This is a genomic window from Alicyclobacillus sp. TC, assembly GCF_016804365.1.
Taxonomy (GTDB): Bacteria; Bacillota; Bacilli; order Alicyclobacillales; family Alicyclobacillaceae; genus Alicyclobacillus_I; species Alicyclobacillus_I tolerans.
On the sequence record NZ_CP044434.1, the window covers coordinates 2,695,289 to 2,715,551 of the forward strand.

At 45.6% G+C, this 20,263-nt stretch carries 20 protein-coding genes; 1 reads left to right on the forward strand and 19 read right to left on the reverse strand.

Annotated elements, in window-relative coordinates; translation table 11 throughout:
• Positions 1 to 32: 32 nt before the first annotated feature.
• The 3 genes from prmC to rpmE form a co-directional block, all read right to left on the reverse strand.
• Positions 33 to 956, reverse strand: a complete 924-nt coding sequence (gene prmC / locus FY534_RS13195) for a peptide chain release factor N(5)-glutamine methyltransferase (RefSeq protein WP_238413578.1) — start codon at positions 954 to 956, stop codon at positions 33 to 35.
• Entirely contained in the window at positions 953 to 2,026 is a 1,074-nt protein-coding gene (gene prfA, locus FY534_RS13200) for a peptide chain release factor 1 (RefSeq protein WP_203114825.1), read from the reverse strand. The genes prmC and prfA overlap by 4 nt, the downstream gene beginning before the upstream one ends.
• Positions 2,027 to 2,176: 150 nt before the next feature.
• The gene (gene rpmE / locus FY534_RS13205; RefSeq protein ID WP_072874422.1) at positions 2,177 to 2,386 is read right to left on the reverse strand and encodes a 50S ribosomal protein L31; all 210 of its coding nucleotides are present in this window, start codon (positions 2,384 to 2,386) and stop codon (positions 2,177 to 2,179) included.
• 328 nt (positions 2,387 to 2,714) lie between these two features.
• Between rpmE and FY534_RS13210 the strand changes: the two genes are divergently transcribed.
• Positions 2,715 to 2,954 carry a hypothetical protein gene (locus tag FY534_RS13210; RefSeq protein ID WP_072874932.1) on the forward strand — a complete coding sequence of 80 codons (240 nt, stop codon included), beginning with the start codon at positions 2,715 to 2,717 and terminating at the stop codon, positions 2,952 to 2,954.
• A gap of 144 nt (positions 2,955 to 3,098) precedes the next feature.
• Here FY534_RS13210 and FY534_RS13215 read toward each other — a convergent pair whose 3' ends face one another.
• The 16 genes from FY534_RS13215 to FY534_RS13290 form a co-directional block, all read right to left on the reverse strand.
• Positions 3,099 to 4,292, reverse strand: coding sequence for a radical SAM family protein (locus tag FY534_RS13215; RefSeq protein WP_370541537.1), 1,194 nt, complete (start codon positions 4,290 to 4,292; stop codon positions 3,099 to 3,101).
• A 167-nt stretch (positions 4,293 to 4,459) separates the two neighbouring features.
• The gene (gene rho / locus FY534_RS13220) at positions 4,460 to 5,815 is read right to left on the reverse strand and encodes a transcription termination factor Rho (RefSeq protein WP_072874934.1); all 1,356 of its coding nucleotides are present in this window, start codon (positions 5,813 to 5,815) and stop codon (positions 4,460 to 4,462) included.
• A 160-nt stretch (positions 5,816 to 5,975) separates the two neighbouring features.
• Positions 5,976 to 6,950: a class II fructose-bisphosphatase gene (gene glpX / locus FY534_RS13225; RefSeq protein WP_203115645.1), complete on the reverse strand. Its 975-nt coding sequence runs from the start codon at positions 6,948 to 6,950 to the stop codon at positions 5,976 to 5,978.
• Positions 6,951 to 7,301: 351 nt separating this feature from the next.
• Positions 7,302 to 8,831: an MDR family MFS transporter gene (locus FY534_RS13230; RefSeq protein ID WP_238413579.1), complete on the reverse strand. Its 1,530-nt coding sequence runs from the start codon at positions 8,829 to 8,831 to the stop codon at positions 7,302 to 7,304.
• Positions 8,832 to 8,916: 85 nt separating this feature from the next.
• Complete coding sequence (locus FY534_RS13235; RefSeq protein WP_203114827.1) at positions 8,917 to 10,170, reverse strand: LL-diaminopimelate aminotransferase; 1,254 nt, start codon at positions 10,168 to 10,170, stop codon at positions 8,917 to 8,919.
• Positions 10,170 to 10,817 (reverse strand): transaldolase family protein, encoded by a 648-nt coding sequence (locus tag FY534_RS13240; RefSeq protein ID WP_072874936.1) that lies wholly within the window; start codon positions 10,815 to 10,817, stop codon positions 10,170 to 10,172. The genes FY534_RS13235 and FY534_RS13240 overlap by 1 nt, the downstream gene beginning before the upstream one ends.
• A 71-nt stretch (positions 10,818 to 10,888) precedes the next feature.
• On the reverse strand, positions 10,889 to 11,707 hold the full coding sequence (locus FY534_RS13245; RefSeq protein ID WP_203114828.1) for a 3-keto-5-aminohexanoate cleavage enzyme: 819 nt from the start codon (positions 11,705 to 11,707) through the stop codon (positions 10,889 to 10,891).
• Positions 11,708 to 11,857: 150 nt separating this feature from the next.
• Positions 11,858 to 12,262 (reverse strand): 3-aminobutyryl-CoA ammonia lyase, encoded by a 405-nt coding sequence (locus FY534_RS13250; protein WP_238413580.1) that lies wholly within the window; start codon positions 12,260 to 12,262, stop codon positions 11,858 to 11,860.
• Between the two features lie 5 nt (positions 12,263 to 12,267).
• Positions 12,268 to 12,630 carry a response regulator gene (locus FY534_RS13255; protein WP_072874938.1) on the reverse strand — a complete coding sequence of 121 codons (363 nt, stop codon included), beginning with the start codon at positions 12,628 to 12,630 and terminating at the stop codon, positions 12,268 to 12,270.
• 14 nt (positions 12,631 to 12,644) lie between these two features.
• Complete coding sequence (locus FY534_RS13260) at positions 12,645 to 14,252, reverse strand: CTP synthase (protein WP_203114829.1); 1,608 nt, start codon at positions 14,250 to 14,252, stop codon at positions 12,645 to 12,647.
• 162 nt (positions 14,253 to 14,414) lie between these two features.
• The gene (gene rpoE / locus FY534_RS13265) at positions 14,415 to 14,954 is read right to left on the reverse strand and encodes a DNA-directed RNA polymerase subunit delta (protein WP_072874940.1); all 540 of its coding nucleotides are present in this window, start codon (positions 14,952 to 14,954) and stop codon (positions 14,415 to 14,417) included.
• Between the two features lie 113 nt (positions 14,955 to 15,067).
• Positions 15,068 to 16,012: a methylmalonyl Co-A mutase-associated GTPase MeaB gene (meaB, locus tag FY534_RS13270; protein WP_203115647.1), complete on the reverse strand. Its 945-nt coding sequence runs from the start codon at positions 16,010 to 16,012 to the stop codon at positions 15,068 to 15,070.
• Positions 16,013 to 16,055: 43 nt separating this feature from the next.
• Positions 16,056 to 17,204, reverse strand: coding sequence for an acyl-CoA dehydrogenase (locus FY534_RS13275; protein ID WP_203114830.1), 1,149 nt, complete (start codon positions 17,202 to 17,204; stop codon positions 16,056 to 16,058).
• A 97-nt stretch (positions 17,205 to 17,301) separates the two neighbouring features.
• Entirely contained in the window at positions 17,302 to 18,435 is a 1,134-nt protein-coding gene (locus tag FY534_RS13280; RefSeq protein ID WP_203114831.1) for an acyl-CoA dehydrogenase, read from the reverse strand.
• Between the two features lie 77 nt (positions 18,436 to 18,512).
• Positions 18,513 to 19,292, reverse strand: a complete 780-nt coding sequence (locus FY534_RS13285) for an enoyl-CoA hydratase/isomerase family protein (RefSeq protein ID WP_203114832.1) — start codon at positions 19,290 to 19,292, stop codon at positions 18,513 to 18,515.
• Positions 19,293 to 19,342: 50 nt separating this feature from the next.
• A complete protein-coding gene (locus tag FY534_RS13290) occupies positions 19,343 to 20,200 on the reverse strand; it encodes a 3-hydroxybutyryl-CoA dehydrogenase (protein WP_203114833.1) in 858 nt (285 codons plus the stop codon).
• Between the last annotated feature and the right edge of the window lie 63 nt (positions 20,201 to 20,263).

A 20,263-nucleotide genomic window follows, 5' to 3' on the forward strand; every position in this document is an offset into this window, starting at 1 on the left:
ATCCCCCATAAATTCATTGCCGTACTAAAAGGTCAGCTTCTATGGTGGCGAATGACAGCTACCACACGATGAACGCCCCGCAAATCGCAATGTAACTGCGTTGCAAAAGAATGCCAAGGCTTGGTTGAAAAAAGTTGCTGTACTTGCTTCGCCTGTCCCATACCCACTTCTAAAAAAAGACCCACAGCCTCTTCGTCTGCAAGTATTCCCGGCCCTAATCGGGCAAATTCTCGATAAAAATCGAGGCCGTCTTTTCCAGCAAACAGGGCAAGATGGGGTTCAAATCGAACAACCTCTTCATCCACACGGCGATACGGATCTGATTCCGCAATATAGGGTGGATTAGATAGAATGATGTGAGGTTTTTTCCCATTACGCTTATTGATCTTAGCTAAAAGACGCAAACCGTCTGCTCGAATAAAGCGGACGGCTGCCTGGTGAAGCATCTGATTTTGACGTGCCACTTCCAACGCCTCAGGGGAGATATCCACTGCCCAAACTTGCCAGGCTGGATACTCCAGAGCCACAGAGACTGCCAAGGCACCGCTGCCGGTACCGAGATCGAGCAAACAACCTGTGTGTCTGCCACTTTCCTGCAAAAATGCCAGAGAAATCTCTAAAAGACTTTCTGTATCAGGACGAGGAATTAAGCAACGCTCGTCAACCACAAATTTTCTACCCGCAAAATAAGCATGCCCCAGAATGTAAGCTAGTGGCTCACCTTGCAGGCGACGTTCAAGAAATGACTGCATTTGAAGCCAAACTTCCTCCTCAATCGGATCTGACAAGTGACGCCACAATTCTTCTACCTTCCATCCTGATGCGGCGGCTAGAAGTTCTGCCGCTTCATGATGGCATTGATGAAATGCATCGTCTGGCTGCCACTTTTGAAACAGTGGCTGTTTGAGCAATTGATTCCTTGCCTCGCTCCAGCATGTTGTCACTGTGCGAATCATGCCTCTAATGCCTCATTCAATTTAGCGCTTTGTTCAGCAATAATTAGATGTTGAATAATCTCTCCCAAATCTCCCGCCAAAACACTTTCTAAACGATGCAGGGTCAGGCCGATCCGGTGATCCGTCACGCGACTTTGTGGAAAGTTGTATGTCCGTATCCTTTCACTGCGATCGCCCGTACCTACTTGATTTTTGCGATTAGCTGCCTGCTCTTGCTGTTGTTCTTCTAAATATTTTTCATACAGTCGTGCACGCAGGACTCTCATGGCTTTATCTCGATTCTTCAACTGTGATTTTTCATCCTGGCACGAGACGACTAACCCTGTCGGCAAATGGGTAATTCGTACTGCCGACTGAGTGGTATTGACACTTTGTCCACCTGGTCCAGTTGAACAAAACGTGTCAATGCGCAAATCTTTTTCATGAATTTCCACTTGTACATCTTCAACTTCCGGCAAAACAGCCACTGTAGCTGTGGAAGTATGAATACGACCACCCGATTCTGTGGTTGGTACACGTTGTACACGATGTGTTCCACTTTCATATTTCAGCTTGCTGTATGCTCCCTTACCTTGCACAGAAAGCGTTGCTTCACGAAATCCTCCTATATCCGTATAACTAGCATCGATGAGCTCTACCTTCCAACCGCAATTTTCAGCATAGCGTGTATACATACGTAACAAATCTCCCGCAAACAACGCCGCCTCTTCGCCACCAGCCGCTGCCCGAACTTCGAGAAAGACATTTTTATCGTCATTTGGATCTTTGGGAAGTAGTAAAATCTGTAATTTAGCTTGATAGTCATCTATCTTATTTTGCAAATCATCGAGTTCAAGCTTGACAAGTTCTCGCATTTCATCATCCAATTTCTCATCAAGCATAGCCTTCGCACTTTTAAATTGCTCTTGTGCTTCCCGATAGGCGCGATAAATTTCTACAGTTTCTTGTAAATCAGACTGCTCTTTAGCGTATTTGCGCAACTTTTCTGGATCGGACGATATATTAGGGTCACACAACCAATCACTTAATTGTTGATAACGCCGTTCCATAGATTCAAGTTTCTCAAACATAAACTCACCTTCTTTTCTCGCATCGTTGGCATTAACCTGTTCTCTAAATAGCGGAAAAGAGCCAAATTACGCCCGCCCTTATGCAAAATAAACGCATAAAAAAGCGACCCTGCGGTTAGCAGGCGTAACTGGCCCTTTTCAAAAGGCAAACTATTGAGCGTTCTTCATTCCGTATTTTTTATTAAAGCGATCTACACGACCGCCGGCATCTACCAGCTTTTGCTTACCGGTAAAGAAAGGATGGCATTTGGAACAGATTTCAACTCGAAGATTTTCCTTCACAGAACCTGTTTCAAATGTTTCACCACAGGCACACGTTACAACAGCTTTATGATAAACTGGATGTCCTTCTGCTTTCATGCGTTTCACCTCTTTCACATTCCGCAAAATAGCACTGTGGAGTAGTATATCACGTTGTCTGCCTTCTGTCACGTCATTTCAAGGTTTGAAAAAATGACATACTTACCAAACGGTACAGATGGATATTTCAAAGGATCAAAGAACGAATAAACCTTGCATAAGCGCTGATACTTCGTTACACACAAGCATTAAAATATTTCAAGAAATCATACAAAGAGAAATCATTTTTCACTCCTAATAATTGTTAGAAAGCTTCATCTTTTTTACGCTTATCTCAGGTCGAACCACCTACTATCGACCACACTTTATCAAAGGAGAGAATGATACCATGAAACACAAAACACTCTGGACCATCGCTGGCGCTACATTAGGATTTCTTTCATTTGGAGGACCACTTTTGGCACACGCCATGCAACCTAATTACGCCACCAAACCGCCTTATTATGACGAAGTCACAAAGGTGACAAGTCAACCCAACTACGCTGGAAAGCCACCCTATTATGATGAAGTTATCATTCCACCCAAGGCAGGCTTTCATGAGCGAGTCAGCAGTGGCACCTTGATTTGAAAATTGAAATTTATTTACTGAGAAACCTTAGTCGTTTTTAAGCAGAAATTTTACAATTTTAGTGTTGCAATATTCGCCGTTGAGGTGGGCGGTGTGTAAAAGAGCCTATCTCCAGACCAGGGCACTCTGACCGCAATGCTTCCATCATACCAAGCATACCCAGCCATCCCCCCCTGGTTCAGGAATGCGTTGCAAATAATAATCTGGATCGATGTTTAAGTTGCGCATTTGTACTAGTTTAACTTTTGTACGTCGCAAAAACTGAATCATCGCTTCCACTTCTTCTTCGCGGTCAGAGATGCCTGGAAATACCAGATAGTTAATAGATGTATAGACACCCTGTTCAGATGCATAACACAACGACGTGGCAACATCATCCAAACTGTAATTTCGCGGCAAATAATAGGCCTGATAATGTTCCGGAATTGCACTAATGATAGAAACTCGCATTAAGTCGAGGCCGGCATCGACAATTTTCTGTATTCCTCTTACGAAACCAGCATTTGTATTTATATTGATATATCCATTGTTTGTTTTTTGTCTCAGCTTGCGAATAGCATTTGCGATATCCATGAATCGCGTAGAAGGTTCTCCTTCACAGCCCTGTCCAAAAGAAACAATTGCATCTGGATTTTTCTGAATATGAACAAGCATAACCTGAGCCATTTCTTCGGCTGTAGGACGAAATTGTAAACGCGTTTGCGGAGCCGGAAATGGAGAGTCATCCGGTTGCTCAGAAATACACCCTACACATGCGGCATTGCAAACCATGGAAGCAGGTACGGCTCCCTCGGATTTGGATAAAAATGTATTGCGCGCTGTCATACATCCATATTCGAGGGCACAGTGAGACAAATGCTGAAACAATCGATTTTCCGGATATTGTGCAAGAGTATCTTCAACCAGTTGATGCAATTCTATTTCATTTATAGTCGCAGGATTCCATTCAGTTGGATCATCTGTTGGATGGGCAGCTACATAGAACTGTCCATCCATCCACCCTACTGCTGTATAACCAAAAAGAGGGAGAGTAACTTGTTCATTTTTTCTTTTGCTATAGCCAGGTAGCAGTAACCGAGTATAACCTTGTGGCAAAAGTGCCCCTACCGCAAAGACATCGTTCGGTAGACGCAACATCTCGTCCGTCTTTGGATGACGTCCAACCGCATAAGTGCCGGGTAGCCAGGATAACTCCGCACCTTCCGGCAAGGGAATCCATTCTTCCGATTCAATTGTCGTTATCCAATCCGCTGTACGTCCAACAGCAAGAAACTCTGGATGCTCCATCACTTCTCCATGACTATTTGCATAGAGAAGCTTGGGTAATCTCGTAGACATGATTTTCTGTGCCTCACAGTTCTTAGCCAATCTTGTTTCGCGTAAATGCGCAACTAATGTCAACTGTTTTCTGGTTATTCACAAAATAACCTACTTCTTCATTCCATCATTATAAACTCATATATTCATCCTACCCAAATGATTGATGAAAATACAGCATCCAAATCTTAAGAACTCACAGGTGCAACAGTAGAAGTGGCTGGCGTTGAATGGGAGGTTTGCCCACCAGATTGAGATTGCGGCTGTTCTTGGTCATTGTTCTTCACTGCAGGTGCTCTCTTTTCCCGTTGTAACGATAGGGAATCCAAAAAGTCATCATTCGTCTTATAATGCCTGAATTTACGCAAGAACATTTCTGTGAAATCTTGATTATCTCCCATAGACTTACGAATAGCCCATACTTTTTCAAGCTCAGTTTTCGGTATGAGCATTTCTTCACGACGAGTTCCGGAGCGACGAATGTCAAAGGCAGGAAACACACGTTTTTCTGCTAATTTCCTGTCCAGATGGAGTTCCAAATTTCCTGTGCCTTTAAATTCTTCATAAATGACATCGTCCATACGCGATCCCGTTTCCACCAAAGCTGTGGCAAGAATAGTCAAACTTCCTCCTTCTTCCACATTTCGGGCTGCGCCAAAAAAACGTTTGGGCCGATGGAAGGCTGCTGGATCTATTCCACCAGATAATGTTCGACCACTGGGAGGTACGACAAGATTGTAAGCTCGTGCCAAGCGAGTAATACTGTCCAGCAAAATGACAACATCCTGTTTATGCTCGACCAATCGAATAGCTCTTTCAAGAACCAATTCTGCTACTTTAATATGATTTTCCGGAACCTCGTCAAACGTAGATGCTACGACTTCACCTTTCACGGAACGCTGCATATCGGTAACTTCTTCAGGCCGTTCATCAATGAGCAAGACAAACAAATGTGCATTTGGATAATTTGTAGAGATGCTATGGGCAATTTCTTTAAGAAGCAGTGTTTTACCAGCTTTGGGAGGTGCAACAATTAGACCGCGTTGGCCGAATCCAACAGGAGCAAACAAGTCAATGACTCTCGTTGCAATATGGTCAGGAGTAGTTTCCAATTGTATCCGAGTTTTGGGGAAAAGGGGCGTCAGCGCAGCAAAATGAAGTCTTTCAGCAGCTTGCTCAGGACTGAAGCCATTGACAGCCTCCACGTGAAGTAATCCAAAATAACGTTCACTCTCTTTGGGGGCACGCACTTTACCTGAAACCAAATCTCCTGTGCGCAGGTCAAAACGCCGAATTTGTGACGCTGCTACGTATATGTCTTCTGAAGAAGGCAAATAACCAATAGGCCTTAAGAAACCATAACCATCCTGCATTATTTCAAGTACGCCTTCAGCAAACATCAGTCCATCTTTTTCCGCTTGCGCTTTGAGAATCGCAAAAATTAATTCTCTTTTTTTCATATTTCCATAATAAGGAATTTGAAACTCCTTAGCAAACTTATACAGTTCAGTAAGTTTCTTTTCTTCCAGTTCTCTTATATCCAAGCCATTCCCTCACATTCTTTCAAGGGGGTAACCCCTTATCCATCCAATATAGCTTGTTTCATTCATTCTTCCTTGCTTCAAATCTCATTTACTTTCACAATGGTTGAAAGCTTGGTTATCTGATGCTATTCTTACTTCCGCAAAGAAATGAATTCTTTATTCAATGATGAATGGTAGGGAAAATCGGCTTTCTGCTTAAATCGTGCACAGCATCAATAAACCTTACAGTGCCTGTACGCGCCCGCATGACAACCGAATGAGTACTTGCCCGATCTCGTGTTAAAAATCGTACACCCCGCAACAACTCACCATCCGTCACTCCGGAAGCGGCAAAAATCGCGTCATCTCCACTGACTAAATCATCTAACATCAAAGTCTTCCGAACATCGTGGACACCCATTTTATGACAGCGTTCTTCCTGCTCCTCATTTTCCGGCATCAGACGTCCCATAAAATCTCCACCCAGACATTTCAGGGCCGCAGCAGCTAAAACACCTTCAGGTGCACCACCCATTCCAAGTAACATATCCACACCTGTACCTTCAAAAGCTGTATTGAGTGCAGCTGCTACGTCTCCATCCTGGATAAGCTTGATTCTTGCGCCTGCATCTCGCACTTCTTCTATCAATTTTTCGTGTCGAGGACGATCCATAATTACTACGACTACATCAGAAATATCTTTATTGGTTGCTTTTGCGACGGCGTTCAAATTCTCTTTGACCGAAGCATCCAAATGCACTTTTCCTCTAGCTCTGGGTCCAACTGCAATTTTGTCCATGTACATATCAGGAGCGTGTAAAAGAGTTCCTTTTGGAGCTACAGCAACCACAGCCATAGCGTTCCATTGTCCTTTAGCGACAATATTGGTACCTTCCAACGGATCGACCGCTACATCTAATTCCGGCGGTGTGCCCGTACCCAGACGTTCACCAATGTAAAGCATAGGAGCTTCATCCATTTCGCCTTCACCAATCACAACTGTTCCATCCATCTGAATAGTATCAAACATGGCACGCATAGCATTGGTAGCTGCCGCATCTGCCTCATTTTTCCGACCGCGCCCCATCCATCGCGCGCATTCAAGCGCAGCCATTTCTGTAACCCGAACAATCTCCAGCGCGAGTTCTCTCTCCATAGAATTCATGCACCTCTTCATACGCACGACGCACTGTTTACGTTTCCAATGTTGGAAAGAAGCAATGGAAACAGCATACGCACCTTTAAAAAACAGCCGCAATGCCAAAATGTATTTTCATTAATTTTTGGAGCCATACATGGAAGGAAGGCAATCAGAAAAAGAAAATGACCCAGAGAGCAGAATATTGTAGAGGGAGCAGTTTCACCGTCACTGCATCACACGTACCTATAGTATAGTGACTTCCCCTGGGTCGTGTCAAAAGGAATATTCGAAAAGAAATCCATAAAATAAATTTCTTTTTAGTTTGATTTATATTTTCAAAATTTATTGTCGGCGAATTGTATATATTTATTCTTCCGCCATAATTTCCGGTCGACGATTGGGCACCCATACAGTAGCGATTAAACTCAATATGACAACCCACAGCATGATCAGATAGACCGAGTGCAAACCATACACCAGCGCGTGACGAAAGAAGTCTGCTATATGACTGGGAAGCCGCACTGCTGTAGCCGGATTGAGCAAAGCGTTCAGGGCGCTATTGGCATACTTTCCTCCGAGTGTCGGATGCAACTTTGTATATAATAGAATTTTTTGATTAAACCAGGAACCAAACACTGCAATGCCAACAGTCTGACCCAACGTTCGAACAAATTGATTTGAAGCTGTGGCTGATCCGCGCATGGACCAACCTACAGAAGACTGTACAACTACGGTATAAGCAGTGGTAGCAAATCCAAAACCAAACCCCATGATCAGCATAATCGCAATCAAAACCCATTGCGGAGTTGCAAGTGAAGCTGTTGCCAGCCAAATACCTCCTGCCAAAAGTGCCAGTACGCCAATGCCAGAAGTTTTTTTAGGACCAAGAGAGATAAGCAATCTTCCACCTAATGTCGCGCCAATGGGCCAGCCAATCGACATCGGTGTCAATGTCAAACCGGCGTTGGTTGCACTGTGACCAAGTAAGCCTTGTATCCAAAATGGCAGATAAGTAGTCAACCCAATCAAGACAGCGCTAATAAAAAAACTAGCAATATTCGAGACTAGAATCGTGCGATGGCTAAACAGTTTGAGAGGAACCATAGGTTCACTGCTGCGCCATTCCAGGAATACAAAAAGCGCCAGCCATATCGCTGAAAAAATAAACAGACCCACAATGACCATTGACGACCAAGCAAAGGTTTGCCCCCCTGCCAATAATGCGTAAAGAAATGCCGTAATTGCCATACTGAAAACCACAGCACCAAGAAAATCAATCTTTCGCTTTTTACGTTCAAACGGTTCATGCAAAAACAAAATGAGCAGAACAATGGAAATGACGCCTATTGGAAGATTGATATAAAAAATCCATCGCCAACTCAAAACGTCGACAAAAAAACCTCCCACAAGCGGTCCCAGGACTCCAGCAATCCCCCATATTGCACTAAAAAGTCCTTGCATTTTGGCCCGCTGTTCGTATGGATAAAGATCTCCGACAATCGTGAGAGTGATAGGCAGTACCGCGCCTGCGCCTATGCCTTGGAACGCTCGAAAAATAATGAGTTGGGTCATGGTGTGCGAAGCACCAGAGAGCATAGACCCAACCATAAAGAGCAACGTGCCAATGGTAAACATCCATTTGCGGCCCCACAAATCAGACAGTTTACCCCAAATGGGTGTTGTCACTGCGGAAGTCAGTAGATAGACTGCAAATACCCAACTGATGAGACGAATACCGCCCAAATCACTGATAATAGTGGGCATAGCCGTACTTACTACTGTACTGTCCATCGCAGTCAAAAAAGTTGCAACCATCACGGCTGCCGTTACACTGGGACGATTGGTTGAAAGATGTTTGTCATTTTTCATAGCGTCAGTATACGGTTGATAATGCAAGAAAACAATGTTATTCTACCCATTTTTTCTTTTGTAATGATTTCCCATACATAGCAAATCAGAAAACATTCAGTCTTTCTCTCATTTAGAAAATAAAGCGAGCAGAGGACATACGACGAAAAAGCTCTTCCATCACCGCATCCTCTGTTGCTTCATCTGCTGCTTCGTAAGTAACAGAAAATCTCACAAAGTGACCGTGATCGTCCCATGGAACTGTGGAAATAGAGTATTCCTTAATGAGAAATTCTGAAAAAGCAGCTGCATTTTCAAACGTTCTTCCGTCTTCTAACCCTTTTGGTGCCTGAACGTACAAGAAAAATGAACCTTTCGGCTTCTTGGCGGGAAATCCAAGTGACTGTAAAACTTTGACCAATTTATCATGTCGACGTGAGTATTTCGCCGCTGTAGCTTCTGTCCATTCTGGATGTTTCAACGCTTGAGCAGATGCTACCTGAATGGCGCGAAATTGTCCGGAATCCTGGTTATCTTTCACAGTAGCAAAAGCTTTGACAATTTGTTCGTTGCCGGCCACAAAACCGAGGCGCCAACCTGTCATGTTAAATGCTTTGGACATGGAGTGCACTTCTACGCCCACATCAATTGCACCCGGAACACTCAAAAATGAGAGCGGTTGTTGCCCGTCAAACGTAAGCGCACCGTAGGCATTGTCGTGCACGACCACCAATTCATTTTCACGCGCAAACGATACGACTCGTTCAAAAAATTCTCTGGACGCAACAGCTCCGGTAGGATTGTTTGGATAGTTTAAATAGAGCATTTTTGCTTTTTTTCTAACGTCGAGTGGCACACTTTCCAGATTGGGCAAAAAATCATTTTCCGGGCCAATCGGCATATTGTAACTTCCTCCGCCAAGCCATGTCGCAATTGTCGCCATGACTGGATAACCAGGAACTGTTTGCAGTACCACATCGCCAGGATTGATAAACGCCATAGGAAGCATTGCAAGCGCAGGCTTCGAACCGATACTGTGGTTGATTTGAGTGTGGGGATTCAATCCGGTCACACCGTACACACGTTGCAAATAGTCTGCAGCTGCCTCTTTATATTGTTCAATTCCGTTGTCAGCATAAAAGCGGTTCGCCGGATTTTGCGCCGCCTCATAAAGCGCCTGTATAATTTCACGATGCGCTGGTTCATCCGGTTCACCTACACCCATGTCAATCATCGCTCGCTCCGGATGCGCCTCCAGAGCTGCCGCCTTCGCTCTCTTGATGCGCTCAAACTTGTAAATCACCGTGTCTTTCCCAAAATTTTTGCCACCTATTCGATCTGCAAATAAATTTTGCAAGTAACTATCACTCACATTATCAACCTCCATCATATTTTACTGACTGTACTCCACTCTATCAAAAATCTTTCTATTTCTCCCTCTGTCAAAGGGTGATAAGCCATTTTTTGCAGTACTTCAAAAGAACAGAGAACAGCCTTAGCACCTGCCGCCACAGCATGGATAACGTGGCGTGGATGCCGAACACTGCTGGCCAATACGCGTGCATGAAGTTGTTGTTTCTGGAAAAGTTCTGTAATACTGCCTAACAAACGAACCCCGTCCATTCCTATATCCTCCATACGACCGAGCAATACTGAGACATAGGTCGCACCAGCTCGGGCAGCAAGCAACGCTTGTGCTTCACTGTAAACCAGCGTAACTTCTGTTTCCACACCCAGCTGGCAAAAACGCTCAACAGCTTTAAGTCCTTCTAACGACATAGGGAGCTTGACCAATAATTGTGGAATTTGTTCACTCAGCGGTAACATCTCTTCCAAAATACTTTCTGCATCCAGATGAGTGGTAGAAACAACCCATTTCCCAACGAATTGTCCAGACAACGATTGCCATAGGTCAGTCGCCCGCATACCCATTTGCTGAAGTTTGACAGGATTGAGCGAGAGCGCGGAAAGAACACCCCACGACGCGGCTGTCCTCACTTCCCACTCGTTGACTGAATCAAGCCAAAATTCCACGAATTCGCCCTCCTACCGCAGGCAATCAAGCTTTCACCGATGGTAAAAAATAGCCATCCATTCATCAGAGATTAACGTATGGCAATACCAAGTATTTGCCTCGCCTCGTCTGGCGTTGCCAAGGGACGCTCCAACTCCGCAGCAATGCGCGCCATACGCTCTACCAATTGTGCATTGCTCTCCGCCAACTCGCCTTTGCGATAATAAATGTTATCTTCAAAACCAACTCGTACATGTCCACCAAGAACTATGGCTAACGCCCCCAATGACAATTGATGGCGTCCCATACCTGCTACGCTCCAACTCGCTCCTGCCGGCAACAATTCAGTCAAGAACAGGAGGTTTTTGGCACCTGCAGGTAGAGCACCCGGTACACCCAGCACAAAATCAAAATGAAAAGGAGGCGTAACTAAGCCCGCTTTCGCTAGCTGCATAGCATTTTGAATCATTCCAGCATCAAAAATTTCAAATTCTGGGCGTACATTGTACATCTGCAATTCTTGAGCAAAACGAATCAGATCTGCTGGAGCATTCATAAACACTTGCTGCCCAAAATTAACCGTTCCACAGGTCAGTGTTGCCATTTCTGGCCGAAGTGAAACCGGCTGTAAACGTTCATCAGCTGTCATACCTACAGCGCCACCGGTAGAAACTTGAATAATCACATCAGTCTTGGCTCGAATCGCTTCTATGGCTTCAGCAAATTTCTCTCTACTCTGCGTAGGCGTTCCGTCTTCATTGCGAACATGTAAATGCACAATACTCGCTCCAGCATCCCGACACGCGGCGGCCGCTGTGGCAATTTCCTCAGCAGTAATCGGTAAATGAGGTTGATCTTCCCGCGTAACTTCCGCTCCAACCATAGCTGCCGTAATGATTAATGGTTGCAACCAAAACCCTCCTACCATTCGACTTCAATCCATGGATAAAAAAACGCCCTCTCCTCTATGTTTTCTTCACATAAAGGAGAAAGAGCGTCGCTAGAATAGCGGGGTGATGCTGGTGTGACTACTTTACCCCGCATTGCCTTGGCGCCGCCATCAGGAACGATTTCTTTGCTTGTCAAGCGGCACGACACAAGTTCCTGTAGCGTAAGTCACGATTTGCGGCGGTGAAAGCGGCCGCGCTGCCGACGGACAAAGTGAATCGATATTTGCTTCAATCACTTTTAGCGCCGTAAACTCCATCTTACGGGAGGTCTTGCCTACTTTTGTAATACGACCGCGCGCCTCAATATAATCACCCGCATAAACAGGCGCCCGAAACTCCACGCAATCGTATGCGACAAACAACCCTTCGTCCCCATCATGGCGTATTAAAAGTTCAGTAGCCACATCCCCAAAGAGCGCCAACATCCGTGCACCATCAACAAGTCGGCCCCCATAATGGGCATCGTGCTCGCCCATTCGCAAGCGAATGACACTTTCCCAGGTATTCTCTTCCAAGTGAGTCACCCCCGCAATTGGGCGTTTACTGCATGCCGCAATTCATCAATGTCAAACGGTTTGGTGAAATGTGACAATGCTCCCATTTCCATCGCTTCTTGAATCAAATCAAGTTCTCCGTAAGCTGTCATCATAATGACCTTTGTTTGTCGATCTCGTTTACGCAAGTTACGTAGGATTTCCAAGCCGTCCATTCCCGGTATTTTCATATCAAGAAGTACCAAGTCAGGATTCTCTTCCTCAACAATATCCAGTGCCGTAGTCCCATTGTGAGCCAAAAATGTCTGATATCCCTCTCGTTCCAAAACCTCTTGGAGCAATACGCGAATCCCAAATTGATCGTCCACTACCAATACTTTATGTGACAAAGAGGACCCTCTCCTCAGCGCTCCTCCCCGTACGCCAACGCTGCTCCTATAAAATCACGGAATAGCGGTTGGGCACGGTTGGGCCGCGATGTAAATTCTGGATGAAATTGAACTCCTACAAACCAACGATGACTCGGTATCTCGATAATTTCGACTAATCGTCCGTCCGGAGATGTTCCTGCCACGACCAGTCCCGCCTTTTCCAATATCTCGCGGTAGGCGTTGTTAAATTCGTAGCGATGACGATGCCGTTCACTGGCCCATTCCCCACCATACGCGCGGTAGGAATGCGTATCAGCAACCAATTTGCAAGGATAGGCGCCTAGGCGCATGGTTCCGCCCTTCTCCTCAACTTCTTTCTGCTCCGGAAGCAAATCAATGACAGGATAAGGTGTAGAGGGTTGAATTTCGCTGCTGTGCGCAGCTTCCAGTCCGGCTGCATGACGCGCAAACTCAATTACAGCTATCTGCATACCCAAGCATATCCCGAAATAAGGTATATTCCGTTCACGCGCAAATTGAGCTGCGACAATTTTTCCTTCGATACCGCGGTCGCCAAATCCTCCTGGTACCAATATACCGTCTACGTCACCCAGCAGTTGCTCAACATTCTCTTCCGTCACATCTTCAGATTGAACCCAGACCACCTGCACCTGGGCGTCATGAGCGTATCCACCATGCTGAAGTGCTGCCTGTACACTCGCATATGCGTCAGGTAAAGCTACATATTTTCCTACCACAGCAATTTTCACAAGTCGATGAAGATTAGAGATTTTTTCCACCATCTGTTGCCATTCACTCATGTCGGGTTCAGGAGCTTCAATCTCAAAGTGACGAAGAACAATGCTGTCAAGGCCCTCTTGCTGCATCAGTAAGGGAACTTCATAAAGATTTTCCGCATCGCGATTTTCAATGACCGATTCTTCATCCGTATCGCAGAATAGAGCGATTTTCTTTTTAACATCGAGTGACAACGGCACTTCTGTTCGGCAGACAATGACGTTTGGCGTGATGCCAATGGAACGCAGTTCTGCAACACTGTGCTGAGTTGGCTTCGTCTTCACTTCACTGGCCATTCGCAAATAGGGGATTAGCGTGACATGCAGGTATAGGGTATTTTGTCTTCCAACTTCTCTCTTCATTTCCCTAATCGCTTCTAGAAATGGGAGCGATTCAATATCCCCCACAGTTCCGCCAATTTCGGTGATAACAATATCCGTTCCCGGTGTAGCAGCTTTCATAATACGTTCTTTTATCTCATTCGTAACATGCGGAATCACTTGCACCGTGCCACCCAAGTAATCACCCCGACGCTCTTTGGTGATTACAGACCAGTAAATTTTTCCGCTTGTTACGTTATTGGCATGAGTCAAGTTGATATCAATAAATCGTTCATAATGTCCCAGGTCAAGATCGGTTTCTGCCCCATCTTCGGTGACGAATACTTCTCCATGTTGATAGGGAGACATGGTACCAGGGTCAACATTAATATAGGGGTCAAATTTTTGTATAGTTACGGACAAACCTCGATTTTTCAGCAATCTACCCAGCGATGCTGCTGTTATTCCTTTGCCCAGGCCAGAAACCACGCCGCCTGTAACAAAGATAAATTTCGTTTCCATGCTATATCCTCCCAAAGATTGTCCATCCTGTTTACACATGAGCACCTGACACCAAAAAGTGTGCGTCCTGGTTCTTTGCTCCACCAGAACGCACCTTGTTTGCCGCGCATTCTAACGAATATGCCTTTCGTTTAGGGCGATCTCGTTAGGCAACATGAAGAATCAGTCTTCCTCATCCTCTTCGTCTTCATCGTCTTCGAGAAGAGGTTCTTCTTCAAATGGCTCTTCTACTTCATCCTCAACTTCTTCTGTATCATCGAGATCATCATCCGGCAAAACTTCATCCTCACCATCTTCTACGACAGTGTCAAACAAATCGCCATCTTCTTCAACTTCTTCAAGTACTTCTTCCTCATCTTCGTAAACATCTTCTTCGTCTTCATCGCTAAAGGCATCGCCGCTGCGACGAACAAATTTCTTGTTGCCGCTGCTACCGCCAACTTTATCCACAGGATACCAACGAATCAGACCCCAAATATTTTGGCCGATGCAAGTAAAGCGACCATCAATATTGATTTCTGTGTAAAGACGCGCAATGACCTCATTGACTTCTTCATCCGTCATACCGCGCAATTCTTGAATTTGACGCATGATTTCACGGAAATACAGAGGTTCCTTGCGCTCTTTGAGAATTTCGTATGCCAACTCCACGAGCGGCATTTGCTGGATTTCCTCTTTCCCCTTGCTCAGCAGCGTCGCCAACGCTCGTTCCCTCCTCAAGGGCAAAGGGCAAAGCCGCGCCATTTGACCAGCGCGGGCTGCCCGTCTCCATCTACACTTCAAATGTGTGGATTATAACATAATCGCCAATAGGTTTACAGAGCCAATCTAGGAAAATGCTCTTGAATCATCTCTGCAGCTTGGTAAGGATCGCGAACATTCGATTGCAACAATTCTCTCCACTTTTGCGAAGAAAACACCTGATACTGTAAATAGTTGCGAAATTTGAGCTGTAACAAGCGTTCTACGTCCACTTCCAACCGTCGACAACGACGCTTTTCGCCAAAACCGCTAGAAGCTAAATGTTGGCGATGACCAACGAGCGTCTGCCAAAGCTCTTCGATTCCTTGCTCGGCAACTGCTCGAGTACGCAGTACAGGAGGCTGCCAATTTTCACGAAATTGCCTTTTCTCATGCAACATCCATTGAATTTCTCGAATCAAAGTGTCGCTTCCCGGCAAATCGTCTTTGTTGACCACAAAGATATCGGCAATTTCCATAATTCCTGCTTTAGCCGCCTGAATATGGTCACCCGTGCCAGGTGTCAAGACCAACACAACAGAATCAGCGCGAGTTAACACGTCCAATTCTGATTGACCTACTCCCACGGTCTCTAAAAAAATCACGTCACAGCCAAAGGCATCCAGAACATGAACCATATCGCCCGTAGCTGCAGACAGTCCACCTAAATCTCCGCGTGTGCCTACACTGCGAATAAATACACCTGAATCTTCGCTATGTCGGATCATGCGAATACGATCGCCGAGCAACGCCCCGCCACTGAATGGACTAGACGGATCAACCGCCAACACACCGACTTTCAATGAACGTTGGCGCAAAAATCCTATCATAGCATCTACGAGAGTGCTTTTTCCTGCTCCCGGCGGACCTGTAAACCCAATAATATGAGCGCGTCCCGTCATGGGATAGAGACTTTCCAGCAACTGCCGACGATTTTCATCATCAGACTCGACCACAGTCAGTGCGCGAGCTGCTGCGCGGATGTCGCCCTGACAAAGTTTTTCCACGAGGGGATGCACGCTCATTCTCCTTTCTAAGGGTGACGATGGATAACAACATCTGTCAGTGCTGACTGTTTAAAACATGACGAGCAATAACCAATCGTTGAATTTCGTTTGTACCTTCATAAATCTGAGTAATTTTAGCATCCCGCATCATGCGTTCTACTGGATATTCACGAATAAATCCATAACCACCAAAAATTTGCACAGCCTCTGTGGTCACTTCCATGGCTACATCGGAAGCAAACACTTTACTCATTGCAGACGCCTGTCCATAGGGCAACCCTTCTGATTCCAGCCATGCTGCTTGATAGGTTAGCAAACGCGCTGCTTCAGTTTTGGTGGCCATATCTGCTAGCTTAAACTGAATCGCCTGCAAATTGGCAATTGGAGCGCCAAACTGCTCACGGGATTGCGCATAGTCGCGCGCTGCTTCAAACGCTCCTTGGGCAATGCCAACCGCTTGCGCAGCAATTCCGTTTCTCCCACCATCCAGTGTCATCATGGCGATTTTAAAGCCAAATCCTTCTTCACCAAGACGATTGGCCAGCGGGACGCGACAATCTTCAAAGATCAGCTCGACCGTTGTTGAACCGCGAATACCCATCTTCTTCTCATGTTTGCCAATGCGAAATCCAGGTGTCCCCTTTTCGACAATAAAGGCAGTCACACCACGTGTTTTTTGAGCGCGATCGGTCGAAGCAAAGACAACGTAAGTCTCCGCAGCGTCACCGTTTGTGATAAATACTTTGTTGCCATTCAAGATATAGCTATCCCCATCGCGAACCGCCGTAGTACGCATTCCACCAGCGTCCGATCCGCTTCCCGGTTCCGTCAGACCATACGCCCCGAGCTTTTCACCTAACGCCATAGGTTTTAAATATTTCTGTTTCTGCTCTTCTGACCCAAACCGATATATCGGATAACCGGCCAATGATGTGTGTGCTGAAAGCACAACCCCTGCAGATGCATCCACACGTGATAATTCTTCTACAGCAATCACGTAGCCGAGATAATCCATGCCTGCGCCGCCGTATTCTTCCGGCCAAGGAATTCCTGTAATTCCCAACTGAGCCATCTTATCAAAGATTGTTCGGTCAAAATACTCCTTTTCGTCCCGTTCTGCCACCCCTGGCTTAACCTCATTCTCAGCAAATTCACGAACTAACTGGCGAAGCTGTTCATGTTCCTTGTCCAAAGTAAATTTCATAAGTATCTTTCATCCTCTCTGTTATCTTGTGCAAACACATGTCGGGCAGAAGGCTTTAGAACCCGATGAAGAAACCTTTACGCTGGATTCTCTTAATTTAAATATGACGGGCTATGACAATGCGTTGAATTTGGTTCGTTCCTTCATAAATCTGTGTGACTTTGGCATCGCGCATCAGCCGCTCAACATGATAGTCCGCTATATATCCGTACCCTCCAAACAATTGGACTGCATCCGTCGTGATTTGCATGGCGGCGTCTGAAGCGAATACTTTTGCCATGGAGGCCTCTTTCGCACATGGCAAATTGCGCATTTTACGATTGGCCGCATTGTAAATCAGCCAATGCGATGCCTCAATTTTGGTCGCCATATCTGCCAACATAAACTGTACGACTTGAAAGTCAAAAAGCGACTGGTTAAACTGCTTGCGACCGCGGACGTACTGATTCGCTGCATCAAACGCTGCCCGTGCTATGCCCTGAGCTTGGGCGGCAATCCCAATTCGACCTGTATCGAGCAAGCGCATGGCAATACTAAAGCCTGCGCCTTCTTCTCCCAGACGATTGGCGACAGGTACACGAGCATCCTCAAATAGCAATTCTACAGTAGAAGAGCCATGTAACCCCATTTTCCGCTCTTTGCGGCCTATGCGAAAACCCGGAGTATCTTTCTCTACCAAAAATGCTGTGATACCACGACTTCCTTTTTCTGGCCTGGTCACCGCAAAAACACAGTAGACATCCGCCTCGCCGCCATTGGTAATAAACATTTTGCTGCCATTCAGCACATACGAATCCCCATCACGCACGGCACGTGTACGAATGGAAGATGCGTCCGATCCGGCTCCAGGTTCCGTCAGGGCAAAGGCGCCAATCCATTCCCCCTGTGCCAATTTGGGAATATACTTTTGTTTTTGTTCTTCTGTGCCAAAGTATAGAATCGGAAATGTACCCACTGAAGTATGAACAGCGAGTATGACGCCAATAGCTGCACACGCGTAAGAAATCTCTTCAATAGCCAAAATATAAGAGACAAAATCAGCGCCTACCCCACCCCATTCTTCTGGAATAGGCAGACCCATCATTCCGAGATTGCCCATCTGTCGTATGATTTCTCTTGGAAATTCGTCTTTTTCGTCAATCTCGGCCGCTTTGGGCAGAATGACCTCTCGGGCAAAATCGCGCACCATTTTACGAATTTCTTGTTGTTCAGATGTGAATTCGAAATTCATGACCCATCGACACCTTTATCCAGGTTTCTTCGTATCTTCCCGAATTTCATGATTTATTTTAAAGATGCATAACCAATTTATTCTCCACGAAATTCCGGTTTACGGCGTTCGAGAAAAGCCTGCATACCCTCTTTGCGATCATTTGTTGAGAAAGCAAGAGCAAAAAAGGCTGCTTCCTGAGCGGTACCTCGTTCGAGATCCGTCTCTGCCCCTTCATAAACCGCTCTCTTGATAAAATGGAGAGCTTTAGCAGGCAACTTGGCAAACTTGTTGGCAAGCTTAATGCCCTCTTCCATCAATTCTTCTTCTTTGACCACAGCCGTAACGAGTCCATAAGCCATTGCCGTTTGAGCATCAATTGGCTCACCTGTCAAAAGCATATGCAAGGCTCGTCCCTGACCTATGATTCGTGGTAACCGTTGACTTCCACCAAATCCAGGCAATACACCAATACTCACTTCCGGCTGCCCCAATTTAGCACCTTCTGCCGCAATACGAATATCGCAAGCCAGGGCCACCTCCAGTCCACCACCTAAAGCGTAACCTTGAATGAGCGCAATGGTAGGTTGAGGAAGTGCCTCAAGTTTGGCAAACACCTTTTGACCAAGACGTGAAAATTCAGCAGCTTGGAGGCTATCTATATCAACCATCTCGGCAATATCTGCGCCAGCCGCAAAAGCTCTGCCTTCTCCACAAAGAATGATGGAACGCACATCTTTTTGTTTCTCCAATTGAGTTAAATGAGCGTCCAATTGACGGATAACTTCTTGATTGAGAGCATTCAACTGCTTCGGACGCTGCAAGATTAATTTTGCTGTCGTACCTTCAATCACAAGCTTTACGTACTCTTCAGACATTCACATTTCCCTCACTTGTCAATTATATATTTTCACTGCTTACAAGAGCTTTAATCGTTATACACGTAAAAACCACGACCTGATTTTTTCCCAAGCCACCCTGCTCTCACATACTTGCGCAACAAGGGACAAGGGCGATATTTGGAATCACGAAAACCTTCATAGAGCACTTCCATAATCGCCAAACACGTGTCAAGTCCTATAAAATCAGCTAAGGTAAGCGGTCCCATCGGATGATTCATGCCAAGTTTCATCACTTCGTCTATCGCTTCCGGTGTAGCCACTCCTTCATAGACACAGTAAATCGCTTCGTTAATCATAGGCAATAGAACACGGTTGGAGACAAAACCCGGGAAATCGTTGACCTCCACTGCCGTTTTACCCATTTTCTCTGCCAATTCATGCACAGCTGTATAAACCGCATCACTCGTGGCTAAACCGCAAATAACTTCCACCAATTTCATCACAGGTACTGGATTCATAAAATGCATACCAATGACTTGTTCAGGACGACGAGTGACAGCAGCAATCTCTGTTATCGGCAAAGAGGATGTATTGGAAGCTAAGATAGCGTCACCCTTCATCAACTCATCCAATTTGCGAAATATCCCCAATTTGATATCCATATTTTCTGTGGCTGCTTCAATCGCTATATCTGCGTCAGAACCTGCATCAAGCTGGCAACTCGTCTCAATCCGTCCCAACACAGCAGCCATTTCTTCCTGTCCCATGCGCCCTTTATCTACTGCGCGTTGCAAATTCTTACGTATGACAGCCAAACCACGTTGGATAAATTCGTCTTGAATATCATTCAAAACAACTTGAAGTCCCGCCTCTGCAGCTACCTGTGCAATACCACTCCCCATTTGACCTGCACCTATAACCATCACTTTACGTATCTCTGCCATTAGTCGATAACACTCCCCATTGTCTCAAATGATGAACGTGAACTTTCTTACATCTTCTTTGTA